At 54.7% G+C, this 13910-nt stretch carries 12 protein-coding genes and 1 tRNA gene; 6 read left to right on the top strand and 7 right to left on the bottom strand.

The annotated features are described in order from the left end of the window. Positions 1-17: 17 nt before the first annotated feature. The 4 genes from F7231_RS14450 to F7231_RS14435 form a co-directional block, all read right to left on the bottom strand. Positions 18-2870 (bottom strand): M14 family metallopeptidase, encoded by a 2853-nt coding sequence (locus F7231_RS14450; protein WP_085415028.1) that lies wholly within the window; start codon positions 2868-2870, stop codon positions 18-20. Between the two features lie 460 nt (positions 2871-3330). Beyond that, positions 3331-3417: transfer RNA gene (locus F7231_RS14445), tRNA-Leu, on the bottom strand. A 171-nt stretch (positions 3418-3588) separates the two neighbouring features. Continuing rightward, positions 3589-4998 carry an MBL fold metallo-hydrolase gene (locus F7231_RS14440; protein ID WP_166692411.1) on the bottom strand — a complete coding sequence of 470 codons (1410 nt, stop codon included), beginning with the start codon at positions 4996-4998 and terminating at the stop codon, positions 3589-3591. A gap of 136 nt (positions 4999-5134) precedes the next feature. After that, positions 5135-6154, bottom strand: coding sequence for a helix-turn-helix transcriptional regulator (locus tag F7231_RS14435; RefSeq protein WP_085411530.1), 1020 nt, complete (start codon positions 6152-6154; stop codon positions 5135-5137). Positions 6155-6393: 239 nt separating this feature from the next. Here F7231_RS14435 and F7231_RS14430 point away from each other — a divergent pair, with 239 nt between their 5' ends. The 4 genes from F7231_RS14430 to F7231_RS14415 all read left to right on the top strand — a co-directional run bounded on the left by F7231_RS14430 (position 6394) and on the right by F7231_RS14415 (position 9206). Next, positions 6394-6828, top strand: a complete 435-nt coding sequence (locus F7231_RS14430; protein WP_166692410.1) for a pPIWI_RE_Z domain-containing protein — start codon at positions 6394-6396, stop codon at positions 6826-6828. A 43-nt stretch (positions 6829-6871) separates the two neighbouring features. Then, a complete protein-coding gene (locus tag F7231_RS14425) occupies positions 6872-7354 on the top strand; it encodes a pPIWI_RE_Z domain-containing protein (protein ID WP_166692409.1) in 483 nt (160 codons plus the stop codon). Between the two features lie 183 nt (positions 7355-7537). Then, positions 7538-8902, top strand: coding sequence for an ADP-ribose polymerase (locus F7231_RS14420; RefSeq protein WP_166692408.1), 1365 nt, complete (start codon positions 7538-7540; stop codon positions 8900-8902). A gap of 22 nt (positions 8903-8924) precedes the next feature. Continuing rightward, positions 8925-9206 (top strand): hypothetical protein, encoded by a 282-nt coding sequence (locus tag F7231_RS14415; RefSeq protein WP_085411534.1) that lies wholly within the window; start codon positions 8925-8927, stop codon positions 9204-9206. Positions 9207-9260: 54 nt separating this feature from the next. Here F7231_RS14415 and eutC read toward each other — a convergent pair whose 3' ends face one another. From eutC to F7231_RS14400, 3 genes are read right to left on the bottom strand one after another with little or no spacing between them, the layout of a single operon-like run. Continuing rightward, positions 9261-10001, bottom strand: coding sequence for an ethanolamine ammonia-lyase subunit EutC (gene eutC / locus F7231_RS14410; RefSeq protein ID WP_208295614.1), 741 nt, complete (start codon positions 9999-10001; stop codon positions 9261-9263). 14 nt (positions 10002-10015) lie between these two features. After that, positions 10016-10348: a DUF4377 domain-containing protein gene (locus F7231_RS14405; RefSeq protein ID WP_166692407.1), complete on the bottom strand. Its 333-nt coding sequence runs from the start codon at positions 10346-10348 to the stop codon at positions 10016-10018. An 11-nt stretch (positions 10349-10359) separates the two neighbouring features. After that, positions 10360-11736 (bottom strand): ethanolamine ammonia-lyase subunit EutB, encoded by a 1377-nt coding sequence (locus F7231_RS14400; protein WP_166692406.1) that lies wholly within the window; start codon positions 11734-11736, stop codon positions 10360-10362. 107 nt (positions 11737-11843) lie between these two features. Between F7231_RS14400 and F7231_RS14395 the strand changes: the two genes are divergently transcribed. Continuing rightward, positions 11844-12794: a YjgN family protein gene (locus tag F7231_RS14395; RefSeq protein ID WP_229369964.1), complete on the top strand. Its 951-nt coding sequence runs from the start codon at positions 11844-11846 to the stop codon at positions 12792-12794. 38 nt (positions 12795-12832) lie between these two features. Next, positions 12833-13909, top strand: a complete 1077-nt coding sequence (locus F7231_RS14390; protein ID WP_166692405.1) for a M48 family metallopeptidase — start codon at positions 12833-12835, stop codon at positions 13907-13909. Position 13910 lies beyond the last annotated feature (1 nt).

The raw sequence follows: 13910 nt of genomic DNA, 5'->3' as shown, positions 1-13910 counted from the left end.
ATTTCAGGCTTACTTATCTACTCAGCCAATCCATACAACTGGTTGAAGAGGAGCTTGAACGTACCCTGCGCCTGTGCCCGGAACGTGATTTCGGGGCCGAACGCGTAGAGTTTACCAGCACCAACGGGCGCCATGAAAGCCGTTACGCCATCGCGGAGGTAGGCTTGCCCCCAGGCCCAGCCGCTACGGAGTGGCTTGTCGGTTGGGAACCACATCAGCGGTTTCACTGTGCCTTTGGCAATGGCTTCCGGGGCCAGTTTGAAGACCGGGCTCGAATCGAAATACACATCGGCCTGCGTAGGCATTCCCCAGGTAGCCTGCTGCGTTGAGTCGAGCGATACGCGTAAAATGCTACCGGGAATAAAATATTTCTCATTGTTCAGGGGGCGCTCCTGCCCGGTCGGTCCCATCTCCACAAGGGCATTCCGTACGGGTAAACCAAGGTGATACGCCAGGTTCGTGCTGCTGCCAATGGTCACTACCTGACCGCCTGCTTCCATAAATGCTTTTAGCTGCGGAATCGATTTATCGGCGGTGATGCGCCCCATCGAAGGATGGTATTCAGCAGGGATCTCTTCAATCTTTGGCTCGCGGGGCCCACCCGTATCGCCTTCACCGCGTGCCGGGGCATTGCCACTACCCACCGCCGGAATGGCGCGGGTCACGAACACGATCACGTCGTATTTGCTCTTCAGATTACCCGCGTCGATGTCCTTCGCATACACGAGCTGCATCGGGTAGTGGTACTGCTCCATCAACCAACGTACCCAGCCCGAGGGCATCGATCCGCCGTAGGTATCCCACAGGCCAATGCGCATGGGCGTAACTTTTTTCACGTTCGTCGGCCGTTTAGCCAGGCTAGCTACTGTCATACCCGACGCATCAAGGATCGATTTGGCTTTGGCCGACGCTGGTACGTAGAATGAACCAGCCGTTACAGTACTCGTTCCAGCCGGCATCCGGTACACCTCGACACCCGCCTTAATCAGGTCATTAACCGCCAAAAACGCGTTGTTAACCTGGCTGTTCAGCACGTACCCAGCACCCGACCCAACAACGTTGGCCTTGGGCGATTGTAATTCGCCGTAGGGCAACTTCTTGAACGGCCCGTTGAAACCAGCGAGTACACGGTCGAACTTCACGTTCATCTGGTAGGCCAGTGTCCAGCCAGCGGCGTCGTAAGGGCGAACCGGCGGGCCACCGGGGTACTGAAAATCGTTGGGGTGATCCTGCGGTTCGAACATATCCAGTATGTGTGGCCGGAATGCCTGATCAAGTTTCACGATGTACGAACCTGCTGGGTACGTCTTGCCCGCTACGCTGAAGCTAGCCGTAGCCTCCTGCACCTGGATGCCTGTTTTGATAAGCGCATTTACGAATTTCACCGCCGTAGGCCAGTCGGTCTGGCCCGACGGAATGATGTAGCCACGCGGATCGCGCAAGGTGGTATCTTGGAGCACGGCAGTAAAGTATTTCACCGGAACCCCTTCGCCACGCGGCGTCGGCCCGGCATCTGACAAGGCAGTAGTGCTACCGAGGGCCGTGGTACTGGCTGGTACCGTTGCGGTTCGGCTGGCAGCGCTAGCCACCGTAGCATTGGCAGGCGTTGCCACGCCGGGAGCCGTCTTTTTCAAGTCGGCCTGGTATAGTTCGTTAATCGCATCGACCCGCTTTGGCGAGAGCGTCCAATAATTGTCGCTGCCCCGGTTAATCGAGTTCTTGCCCATCTTGTAGATGTTGTAGAGCAACTGGTCGCGCTGCCGGGCGGCATAATCGAGTACGGCGTAATTGAGCGACACCGAATAATCGATCGACTGGCGGAACCGCCACCGCTGGGGCGTTACCGGGTTGGGCGTGTTGCCATTCGGAATGAGCCGCGATGGAATCAGGGGTACGTTCTCGGGCGTTGGGCCACCGATAATCTCTGTCAGCAGGCCAATCATGTTATGGAAGTGCGTGGTTGTGCGCAGACCACCATTGTACCAGGTCGAGAAAACCGAGCCACCGAGTCGGGTAAAGCCTGGTTTATTTTCGGTATTCAGGCGGTTGTACATAGCCGCCCCTAACGCATCGATCCCGGTCACCATCAGCGGATCGAACACGTAGTTGAACGGGTCGCGGTAGGGTGGTCCGGCCAGTACCGACCCGGCCGGGCCGCGCTGGTGGTGGTTGTACATGATTTGCGGAATCCAGTCGACGAACAGTTGCCGGCCGATATTCTGCGATTCTTTCAGGTTCATCATGTAGAAATCGCGGTTGTTGTCGTGACCAGCGTATTTCTCATACAGGCGGGGCAGGTTATCCAGCGACCGCTTTTCAGGAGCCGGGTTCCGCATGTACCAATTCGAAACCAGTTCCTGCCCATCTGGATTAGCGTGGGTGAGCAGAATAACTACGTTGTCCAGGATCCGCATCGTCTCGGAATCGGTGCGGCTAACGAGCTGGTAGGCCGTTTCGATCAACTGGTGCGTACCCACGGTTTCGGTCGCGTGCAGGCCGCCATCAATCCAGACCACGGCTTTTCCTTCCTCGGCCAATGCGCGTGCCTGCTGTTCGGTTAGCCCCTCGGCCCGCGCCATTTTGGTTGAAATCTCCTGGTAGCGGGCCAGTTTTTTGTGGTTTTCGGGTGAGGTAACGATCATCATAAACTGATCGCGGCCTTCCTCTGTCTTCCCGATACTGACCAACTTGGTGCGGGGCGAAGCGGCCAGCTTCTTAAAATACGCCTCGGTTTGAGTGAAGGTAGCGAGTTGGTAATCGTCGCCGATATTGAAGCCGAAATGGTCTTTCGGTGTCGGTACAGATTGCGCCAGTGCCGACACATGCAGCAGCAAGGCTGTACTTAAAGCAAGTAAAGTTGTACGGAACATAGAATGAACGAGAGCCGGGGAGCTCATTGATGAATTAGCCTCGAAGTACGCCATTTTATATGGGTTCTATAACGAAACGAGATAGAATAGTTGGCTAAACCAGCACTGATACCGTAGAATAGAACTCTTTCCGATAGTATTGATTTCACCGAAAGGTCTGCGCTCAGTAATCGCTCTAGCAACGTACCCAGCAGTTGTTCATGCATTGAAACGCCCTGCTCGTAAATGCGGTGCGCAAGGTTTCAATCTCCCCGCTGAGCAAGGGCGATCAGTTTATGACTCACCTAGCTACTGTATATGTAAGCTCCTTTCGGCCTGCGCTGCTTGCGCAAGCGTGTCTATCTCGTTTACCTACAGGTGTGCGCAATCAAGATCTCCTTTCGACAATACTGCCCGATAGATTGCCATTCGTTTGGCCGAAAGGCAATAAAAAAAGCCTGCAAATCAATAATTTGCAGGCTGGTGCCGAAGGCGAGACTCGAACTCGCATGTCCGTAAAGACACACGCCCCTGAAACGTGCGTGTCTACCAATTTCACCACTTCGGCAGGTACGCTTTCCCCTGTTGGGACTGCAAAGATAAGGGGCGATATACGCGTTTTGCAAACGTTTTCTGCAAAAAAACATTGGTATGCTGATTTAAGGGCTTTTAGTTCTAGCCCGACGAGGTGGATTTACCAACTGAAACTAAAAGCCCCTAAATCCGCGTACCCAGCTTTCTACAGCTCTACCTGCTCGTACATATCCGGGATTTCTACGTTTTTGAAGCCAGCAGCCTGTAGCTTTTCGCGCCAGATCTGCTGGGTGTCGTAATCTCCGTGAACGAGGTACAAGGTTTTGACAGCGGCGGGGTTTTGGCAGCTTAAAAACTCGAGCATCTCGACCGAATCACCGTGGGCCGAAAGCGAATCCATGATCTCAATAGTGGCATTGACATCGTAGCGTTCGCCGAAAATGTTTACCTGTTTGTCACCACGCTTCAGAATGCCCCCCAGGCTGTTGGGCGATGCGTAGCCCACAAACAGAATAGTAGTGCTGGGATCTTCCACATTGTTTTTGATGTGGTGCTTGATCCGACCCGCCTCGGCCATACCCGATGGCGCAATGATGATGCAGGGCCCCGGCTGGCCGTTAATGGCTTTCGACTGCTCTACGTCAGAAATATAATGCAGGTTCGGAAAATCGAAGGCGTCGCCGTCTTTTTTGATGTAAGCCAGAATCTCAGGGTTAAAATCTTCTTCATGATTCCGCATCACGGTGGTGGCACTCACCGACATGGGCGAATCGATGTAGACGGGCAGGTGTGGCAGTCTCCCTTCACTGGCCAGCTGATCGAGGGCGTAAATCAACTCCTGGGTACGGTCAACGGCGAAGGCAGGGATGAGCAGTTTGCCCCGCTTCTGCACGCAGGTTTCTTCCACAATCCGCAGCAGGTGGGCTTTCATGTCAGGCTCGGTCTCATGCACCTTATCGCCATAGGTCGACTCGCAAAGGATGTAATCGGCTTGCGGAAACGTCTCGAACGTTCGGAGAATCTTATCGTCGGGACGTCCGATATCGCCGCTGAAAAACAGCTTTTTTTCCACCACATTCCCCTGGGTGTTGGCTTCTTTGATACTCAGACTGATGGCCGCACTACCCAGCAGATGGCCAGTATCGGTGTAGAGAAAGCTGACGTTCGAGTTCAGGTACGTTCGTTTGCCGTACTCAACGGCCTGCATCTGAGTCAGGGCCTGCTCTACATCGGCTTCTTCGTACAGAACGTCCAGTTCGGGCTCGTTTCGGTTGCGACGACGCTTGTTTACCCGCTCTAGATCTTTCACCTGAATACGCGCGCTGTCCATGAGCATAATGCGACAGAGATCGAGCGTCGAGGGGGTGCAGAGAATGGCCCCGGCAAAGCCCTGCCGAACCAGCCGCGGCACCAATCCCGTATGATCGATATGAGCGTGTGACAGGATCAAGACGTCGACATCGGCGGGATTGAAGTGAAACTCCTGGTTTAGCTCGTCGGTGTTGATGCCCTGAAACAGGCCGCAGTCGAGCAGGATCCGAAAACCGTCGGCGGTGGTAATGAGGTGCTTACTACCGGTAACGGTACGGGCAGCACCCATAAACTGAATGGTCATTGCAAAGGGGTTTGGAAAGTCAGACAGGCAAGGTAGTAACAGGCTGGTAAGTTTGATGTTTTAGGGCTAGCCTGCCGTACCTGCGTTGGCTTTGTCTAAATCCCTTCAAGGAATTTAGGAGGGTCCCGCGTCCGGGTCAATACTGCGCCAGGGTTGCTTTCAGCGACGAGACCATGGCTTCGGCGAGGCTGGCGGGGGCCAGTACGCGCAGGTGTTCACCATAGGAACGCAGGTGCATGAGCAGGTCGCGGTTAGGAGCCAGCCGGAGTTTCACGATGCATTCGGTCTCGGTGTCGGAAATAACCTCCTGCGTTTGATGAATTGGCTTGGCCTTAACGTAGCGGCCAAACAACGGGCTGAACGACAGGCGAATTTCCTCAACGGGACCGCTGCTGTCCGTAATGCCGTAGATATGCTCGAACAGTTCGCTGACGTTGGTCAGGATAGCCTCAGGTACGTAGCAGGGCTCATCGAGAATTGAGAGGTCGCTCATGCGGTCGAGGGCGAAGGTGCGCTCCTTCTGGGTACGTTCATCGTAACCGATCACGTACCAGCTATCCCACACTTCGCGCAGCAAAATCGGGTGCAAGGTACGTAATACAGGCACCACGCCTGGCTCGGTTGGTTCGTGTTTGGTGTACCGGAACATGATTTGCCGGTTCTGGTTCACGGCCCGGATCAAGATGGGGACATACTGGCGGTTGCCCCCCAGAATTTTCTCTTCTACATACACTACGCGCCGGCCAATGCCTTCGGGCCCATCACCGGGTTTCACCTCCCGAATGATGTCGAGGCTTTGCCGCACTTTTTGCAACGCGCTGGTCAGTTCATCCGCCACCGAGGCGCCCTGTGTGGCCGCCAGCACCTCACGGGCGTAGTCGAGTGCTTCCATATCGTCGGGCGTGAGCATCAGCTTCAGCAGCCTGAACTGCGGATTGGTGTAGTAGTACCCATTGGCACGCTTGTCGTAGGCGATGGGCGCATCGTGGTCTTCCCGTAGGCGCTGAATGTCTTTTTCCAGCGACGAGATCGACCGGATTCCACAGGTTTCCTGACACAGCTCGAACAGGCGTTCCTTGGAATACTGACGTGGATACCGACTAATAACCTCGTCGATCAGGCGGTAGCGTTGAAAAGCAGAGCGAGTGATGGGCATAAGGGATTTTGGGGGTTTACCCTCACCCCCAGCCCCTCTCCCACATTGGGAGAGGGGAGCAATGCGCCGTTGACTAGCTACGCTAAATACTGGGCCGAGCACCCCCCTCTCCTTCACAAGGAGAGGGGCCGGGGGTGAGGTGAATCACCGTCAAAAATAATTCTAAAAAAAAAGATCAACGTAAAAAGATTACGTCTTGCTAGGTAAATATTTGTATCGGACATACAGAAACGATAATCATGAACCTTACGCAACGTCCGCGACCAAACGCACCTTACCCCGCCGCACTGGCCAGCCTGCCAGTTGCCGCAACCCGTCAACAGCGGGCTAGCCTATCGGCCCGCCAACTGTTTGATGTTGAACTGGGCCTTGTGCTCCTGAGCCAATTGATGCCGACGGCATCGCCCGATCACCTGCCTGCTCTGCTCAATGACGACGTGGCAGCCTGCAAGACCGATTGGACCGCCAAACAACGCCGCTGCCTGAACCGTGGCCGCGCGTTGCTACGCCCCTTTCAACACAGCACGCTCTGGAGCGACCTCCTTGACCGATACAGCCGCCTGACTGACCAGATGCAGGCATTCGACATTAGTAACGACCGCAGCCACTTCAACCAGAAGTCGGTTGGTTTTTTTCGCAACCGCGTCTTTACTCTTCGCCAGCTTCTGGCGTAGGGCGGGATGCCGTACTACTCTTGCTCGAACAACAACAAAGAAAATGAACATGACTGCTTTCACCCTAGCTTCCAGCCCACTGCCTTCGCAGCCTACTCCAAGTGCGCGTTTCGGCTGGCAGGAACCCCTGGCTACGCGCCTGAAGCATCAGTACAACCTGGCGGGCCAATCAGCCAATCGCCTCCTGAATATAGAATTAGGTCTTTTTCTGCTTACCGAACTGCTGCCCGATGCGCCACCCGAAGCCCTGCCTGATCTGTTGTCGGGTAACGGTCTGATCTACCTGCGTCGGCCCGTGTGGACCCCCAAACAGCACCGTCTGTTGAGTCGTGGCCGTACGTTGCTGGCCCCGTATCAAGACCGCGCTACCTGGTTTCAGGCGCTGGTGAAGTACGCATCGCTACCCGTTCAGGCCCGTATGTATAACCTGAGCCAGTACGGTAGCATCACTGAAGGCGCCAGAGCGCAGGCTGGCAGCTATACCCAGCGTGAACGCCTGACCCTGTTCTGGCGGGCAATGATCTAGAAAAGACCCCACCCGGACGCGGGACCGCCCTAGCCCCTCCCCTTAACCAGGGGGAGGGGATGCTCCGCTCACTCGAAAAGCTACGCATCAAGCGATACAATAGCTATCGAAGCATTGCTCCCCTCCCCTTGGTTAAGGGGGCCGGGGCGGCCCCGCGTCCGGGTGGGGTAAAACTCCTTCTTTATGCTATCTCAACTCATCCAACATATCACCGGCGCGGCGAATCCAGCGACGGCGCTTAAAACGGTTATGGCTCCTGTGTTGACCACTACGTCGACGCCAGCCCCCGCCCCATTAACAACGACCGACTCAACGGCACCGGCGTTGCGAACGGTAAAGCTGATCATGGTAACGGCCGCCAATAACAACAAGTATTATGAAATGCACGAAACCGCCTCAGGTACGTTCACGGTCAGTTATGGCCGGGTGGGTGGTTCGGTCAGTACAGCCACGTACCCAATAGATCAGTGGGACAAGAAATTCCGTGAGAAAGTATCGAAGGGATATGTTGACCAAACGTATCTCTACGCCGACCAATCTGCTACGACCAGTACAGATACGATTACCGACGCTCAGGTTCGTTCGCTGGTAGCGAAGCTGATGGACTACGCCAACCAATCGATTTTCCAGAACTACGTGGTATCGGCCCAACAAGTGACGAAACAGCAGGTGGAGGCGGCCCAACAACTGCTGGATGAATTGGCAGCGCTGATCGATCTAAACCTAGACGTAAGCCGATACAACGATAAGCTGCTCAGCCTGTTCAAGACTATCCCGAGGAAAATGGGGAAGGTAAGTCAACACCTTGTGCAGCAAAGTCCACAAACAGGTATTGACATACAGGCGTTACGCGACTATCTGTCGGCCGAACAGGACACACTCGACGTAATGCGAAGCCAGGTAGACCTGAACCAGCCCAAGCCCGATGCCACCAGCCCTGAGCAGGCCGCGCCTTCGCTGCTCGACTCGTTGGGCCTGACCATGGAGCCGGTCACTGACGAGCGAGTACTGACCTTGATTAAGCGGATGATGGGCAACGACGCCCACAAGTTCGATGCGGCTTTTTCTGTGCAACAAGCTCTTACTGAGGCGGCTTTTGCCAAACACATGGCAACTGCCAAAGCGAAAAAGACCCAACTGCTCTGGCACGGAAGCCGGTCAGAAAACTGGTTGTCGATCTTAAAGAGTGGCCTGGTATTGCGCCCTACCAATGCGGTGATTACCGGAAAAATGTTTGGCTACGGCATTTACTTCGCCGATCAGTTTAGTAAGTCGCTCAACTACACATCGCTCAGCGGTTCATTCTGGGCGGGCGGACGGCAGCGCGAGGCGTACCTGGCCATTTACGAAGTACACGTTGGCAAGCAGTTTGTCATACATGAACACGAAGCCTGGCACTATAGCCTGACGAGCGACACGTTGGCAAAACACGGGGCCAGTTTCGACTCGGTGTATGCTCAGCGTGGTAAGAGCTTGCTTAGGAACGAGTTCATCGTCTACAACCAGAATCAAAATACGATTCGGTACCTGATTCGGGTGAAACTGTAACAACCCATAACCTCTGAGAATCATGAAGCTAAAACCACTTAACCGGCAGTCTGTGCGCATGGCCGCTACCCTGCTGATGCTGGCCGAAGGAAGCACAACAACACTTAACGTAAAGTCATATCTCCGCGACCGGGGTTTCCGGGCCGGGCAGTCTGAAGTGTCATCATGGCTATTTCGCATTGCCACCCGCGAACGCTGGACTATCAATGACAACGGCACCTTCCGCGTATACTATTTTCCAAATTTTATGGGGCTTCCTCTCTCTGGGGGCTCTACGGTAGCCCGGGCAGCAGGAAACTGCTGAGTCGCTCTCTTTCCTCATCCGCAACGGCGGACTGTCGCGGCGGGTGAGGGTAGGCTACCCTTCCAACAACCCCATCTCGTCTTTCAACTGAACACCGGAGAGCTTTCGGCTTTTCATTTCGGTAAGCAGGTAGAGCAGCTTTTGCGTTGCGAACTCGTAGGGCATGCCTTCGGGACGAATGTTTGACACGCAGTTGCGAGATTCGTCTGTCAGGCCTGGGCGGGGCGCGTAGGTTAGATAGGCCCCCAGGCTATCGGGCGATGTTAGGCCGGGGCGCTCGCCAATGAGCATCAGTGTCACACTGGCTTTTAACGTATGGGCCACTTCGTCGGCAATAGCAACGCGACCTTGCTGCACCAGGCAGATAGGCGTCAGCGACCAGCCTTGTGCCATCAGTTCGGGCACTAATTGGGTCAGTAATGGTACAACATGCGTATTGACTGCTGTAGCCGACAGGCCATCAGCAACGACAATCGATAGATCGGCTGGCCGGGTACTCAGTGTCTTCAGTCGTAGCCACGAATCAGACTCCAGGCGGCGACCCTGATCGGGGCGTTGCAGGTACGTTTTACGGTCACCTGCCTGGCTCTGGAGTAACACCGGCCGGGGATGAATACGATCGATGTCTGCCAGCAGCCGTCCCGTTTCCAGGGTCGAATACACCGCATCGCGGGCGCGGGCATGGTCGAGCTGGAAATCGAGCAATGCGCGCGTTGGCAGGCTATGACCCGTGCGCCCCCGCGCAATACGGGCGGCGGTATAGGTTTGCAGAAAGTCCCAGGGGTCGTTGTCCATTTTATTCAGCGCGTTTACTTCTTCGTCCTGCTGATTTCTTTGACCAGAAAATACTCGCTACCAAACCCATCCGCTGGCGGGTTCTTAATGTCTTTGCGAATCACCAGTACCTCATACTCGTAGCCCTCTTCATGAGTGAAGCCCTGAATCTGATTGTAAAAGTATTGGAAGTTGTCAGAGTCCTTCTCTTTGACCTGCAGGCACTTCTGAGGAATAAAACCCTGGCAATCTTTGGTCGTGCTGGCAATCTTCAGGTAGAGCAGGTCCGGGTTGACTTCCTCCTGACCACAAGACAGAGCGGTTAGCAGGAGTAGCAACATGGCAGACAGGGTTAAAGCGCGTTGCATAAGCGGGTATGTCAGGAAGTTGGCAATAGTTTAATGACCTGATGACCCAGCTGAACCGGTTGTAGTTGTAATCGCTCGTTCATAATCCCGGCTTTCATGAGCCAGGCTTCAAACTCCGGTGCAGGTCGAAGCTGAAGTACCTGCCGTACATACTGCGCATCGTGGAAGCTGGTGCTTTGGTAGTGTAGCATCACATCGTCGGCACCGGGCAGGCCCATCACGAAGGTGACACCCGCCGCACCGAGCAATGTCAAGAGCGTATCCATATCGTCCTGATCCGCTTCGGCGTGGTTGGTGTAACACACATCGACCCCCATGGGCAAGCCAAGCAGCTTTCCGCAGAAATGATCTTCCAACCCCGCCCGAATGATCTGCTTGCCATCGTAGAGGTATTCGGGGCCGATAAAGCCCACTACCGAGTTAACCAGCAATGGATCAAATGCCCGCGCTACGGCATAAGCTCGCACCTCGCACGTTTGCTGGTCGACACCGTGATGCGCGTTGGCTGATAGGGCACTCCCCTGCCCTGTTTCGAAATACATCACGTTGTGGCCAACCGTGCCGCGCCCCAACGCCAGCGTAGCTTCGTACCCTTCGCGGAGCAGGGCCAGATCAACGCCGAATGACCGGTTCACGGCTTCGGTACCGCCAATGCTTTGAAATGCCAGATCGACCGGTGCGCCCTGCTCAATAGCGCGGATGGTGGTAGTCAGGTGACTCAATACGCAGGTTTGGGTGGGAATATCCAGCCGCTCCCGTACCTGATCGAGCATCCGGAGCAGGTTCACTGTGGCAGGTACGTTGTCGGTAGCCGGGTTCACGCCGATCACTGCGTCGCCCGAGCCGTAGCAGAGCCCATCGATCAGGCTGGCCGTGATACCGCGCAAATCGTCGGTGGGGTGATTGGGTTGCAGCCGCGTGTGAAAATGGCCGGGACCACCGAGCGTGTTCCTGAATTTGGTAACGATATGGCAGTTCCGCGCTACGCTGATCAGATCCTGGTTACGCATCAGTTTAGACACGGCGGCCACCATTTCGGGCGTCAGGCCACGGTGCAGGCTCGTCAGTTGAGCGGGTTGAGCCGCCAGCAGGTAGTCACGCAGTTCGCCCACGGTGAGGTGATTGATCTGCGCAAAAGCGTCGGTGTCGTGGGTATCGATGATCAGGCGGGTTACTTCATCCTGCTCGTAGGGAATGACGGCTTCGTTCAGGAACGTACCCAACGGCAGGTCGGCCAGGGTCATTTGCGCCGCTACCCGCTCCTCAGCCGAGGCCGCCACCAACCCTGCCAACTCATCGCCCGATCGCCGGGGAGACGCCCGCGCTAGCAACGTTTTCAGATCAGTAAAGGTGTAGGTACGTTGCCCTATGGTATGGCGATAGCTCATAAGTAGTCTCTCCGGGCGCGTTTAAAAATAAATATGTATTCTCAGAAAGTCAGCAAACTGGTAACGTGTATTTTACCAGCCGTTTGTAACCTATTCACCACCTGTCCATGCACGTTCTTCGAAACCGCCTGCAATTTGTAGGTACTGGTGCCGATTATTTCGGTATCTACTTAGTCAACTTACTTCTGACTGTTGTTACCATCGGCTTCTACTACCCCTGGGCCAAAGCCGCCCGTTTGCAGTATACCTACGCCAATACAAACCTCGACAATAACCCGTTTCAATTTCACGGTACAGGTCGCGAAATGTTTATCGGCTTTATTAAAGCCATTGGCCTTATTCTCGCCTTTTTTCTGGTAATCGGGTATTGCTTCAATTCATCAGTTCCTGCCCTGCGCCTAGTTGGCATAGTTGGCTACCTGGCCGCTATTCTGCTTATTACACCCATTGCCATTCACGGATCGTTAAAATACAGACTATCGCGCACCTCATGGCAGGGAATTCATTTTGGTTACCGGGGCGATCGGGGTGAACTGATCAAACTGTTTCTGACCAATGGCCTGCTAACGATTATCACGTTAGGCCTTTACAGCGCCTGGATGACCGTGAATATCCTACGTTATACTACAGGACATGTCCGATTTGGATCGGCTAAAATAGCGTTTACCGGCAGTGGCGAGTCGTATTTTTGGCTGAACGTGAAAGGGTATATCCTGACGGTTCTCACCCTTGGCATCTACGGCTTCTGGTGGGGCCGCGACCGGTTCGACTACCAGATTGATAATTTGCACATCGAACATGACGACATGGAATACGGGATTCAGTCGTCGATGACAGTGGGTACCTTTTTTAACCTGGTTGTCGTGAATGTATTGCTGCTGGTTTTCACACTGGGGCTGGCCATGCCCTGGGTTATCGCCCGGTCGCTTCGGATCATTTTCGACAATATTCTTATCGATGAACGGTTTGAACCAGCCGCTATCCTACAAACCGAAGCCGACTACCGGAATGCCACTGGCGATGACCTGGCCGATATCCTGGATATAAGTCCGTTTTAAACGCCTGCCCAACACACTTCCGCCGCCTTTAGCCTGTTATGGAAACAATTGCTACGTACCTCGATGGCAAAGTAGCTCGCAATCATCCTGCACGTGCACTACTACAGGATAAGCAGCTGCAAATTTTCTACATCGATGCAGCCGGTGAAGAACAGTTTGTGCAATGGCCTGTCGATCAAATCAGGCTGGCATCGTGGAATCCGGCGGGGAAAACACGACTACAATATGGGCCCTTTCCGCATCAGTACCTCGATGTTCCTACTGAGTCGTATCATCAGTTTTCACAACAGGCAGACATTGTTCGGTTAGGCCTGTATGAACAGGTACTAAGCCGGGGCGTAAGGAGTTTTCTGGCCCTGGGCGTAACTATCATCATCATGCTTTGGGCCATTTATACGTATGGTGTGCCGGGTCTTTCCCGGTATGCCGTACGTATGGTTCCCGTTGGGCAGGAAGTCACATTGGGCAATAAATTATACCTGTCTATGGCTTCGCAAAGCAATTTTGTACCAGATAGAGCCCGGTCACGGTCGGTAGAGGCTTACTGGAAAGCGCTGCACATAAAAACCCGGTTCCCGCTGCACATTACCGTGGTCAAATCTGACCAGATCAATGCTTTTGCCGTTCCGGGTGGCCATATCATTGTCTATGACGGCCTGCTTAACCGACTACAACGACACGAAGAACTGGCGGCATTGCTAGCCCACGAAGCGGCTCATGTCGACCATCGCCACACGTTACAACAACTAATTCAGGCAACGGCGGGGTTTGCCATCGTTGCGGTGCTCTATGGGGATGTGAGTGGTTTAACAACGGCAGTGTCGCAAGGGGCAGGCAATCTGCTGTCGCTGTCTTATTCGCGGCAGCACGAAGCCGATGCCGATGCGTTCGCCGTACACAGACTGGCCACCGCGGGCCTGAATCCACGCGGCACCAGCTGGCTCATGACGCGCCTGCCCGACGATGGCGATGGGCTACCGGGTATGTTGCAATCGCACCCCAAAACAAAGGCTCGCATTGAAGCAACCAATGAACTGGCCACAAAAACGCATTTTGTTCCTGCCCACGACAGTACCTTAGTAGCGCTCTGGCAACAGATTCGGCGAAAACCGTAGC

Origin of the sequence: Fibrivirga algicola, from assembly GCF_011742925.1 — a bacterium.
Lineage (GTDB): Bacteria > Bacteroidota > Bacteroidia > Cytophagales > Spirosomataceae > Fibrella > Fibrella algicola.
The sequence above is the reverse complement of the archived record's forward strand: the minus strand, read 5'-3'. Positions and strand labels throughout refer to the sequence as shown.

Coding starts and splice junctions, on each gene's coding strand:
- F7231_RS14435 (WP_085411530.1), bottom strand. CDS start 6,154: ATGCCCATCACTCGCTCTGCTTTTCAACGCTACCGCCTGATCGACGAG.
- F7231_RS14420 (WP_166692408.1), top strand. CDS start 7,538: ATGCTATCTCAACTCATCCAACATATCACCGGCGCGGCGAATCCAGCG.
- F7231_RS14400 (WP_166692406.1), bottom strand. CDS start 11,736: ATGAGCTATCGCCATACCATAGGGCAACGTACCTACACCTTTACTGAT.
- F7231_RS14405 (WP_166692407.1), bottom strand. CDS start 10,348: ATGCAACGCGCTTTAACCCTGTCTGCCATGTTGCTACTCCTGCTAACC.
- F7231_RS14395 (WP_229369964.1), top strand. CDS start 11,844: ATGCACGTTCTTCGAAACCGCCTGCAATTTGTAGGTACTGGTGCCGAT.
- F7231_RS14450 (WP_085415028.1), bottom strand. CDS start 2,870: ATGTTCCGTACAACTTTACTTGCTTTAAGTACAGCCTTGCTGCTGCAT.
- F7231_RS14430 (WP_166692410.1), top strand. CDS start 6,394: ATGAACCTTACGCAACGTCCGCGACCAAACGCACCTTACCCCGCCGCA.
- F7231_RS14390 (WP_166692405.1), top strand. CDS start 12,833: ATGGAAACAATTGCTACGTACCTCGATGGCAAAGTAGCTCGCAATCAT.
- F7231_RS14425 (WP_166692409.1), top strand. CDS start 6,872: ATGAACATGACTGCTTTCACCCTAGCTTCCAGCCCACTGCCTTCGCAG.
- F7231_RS14415 (WP_085411534.1), top strand. CDS start 8,925: ATGAAGCTAAAACCACTTAACCGGCAGTCTGTGCGCATGGCCGCTACC.
- eutC (WP_208295614.1), bottom strand. CDS start 10,001: ATGGACAACGACCCCTGGGACTTTCTGCAAACCTATACCGCCGCCCGT.
- F7231_RS14440 (WP_166692411.1), bottom strand. CDS start 4,998: ATGACCATTCAGTTTATGGGTGCTGCCCGTACCGTTACCGGTAGTAAG.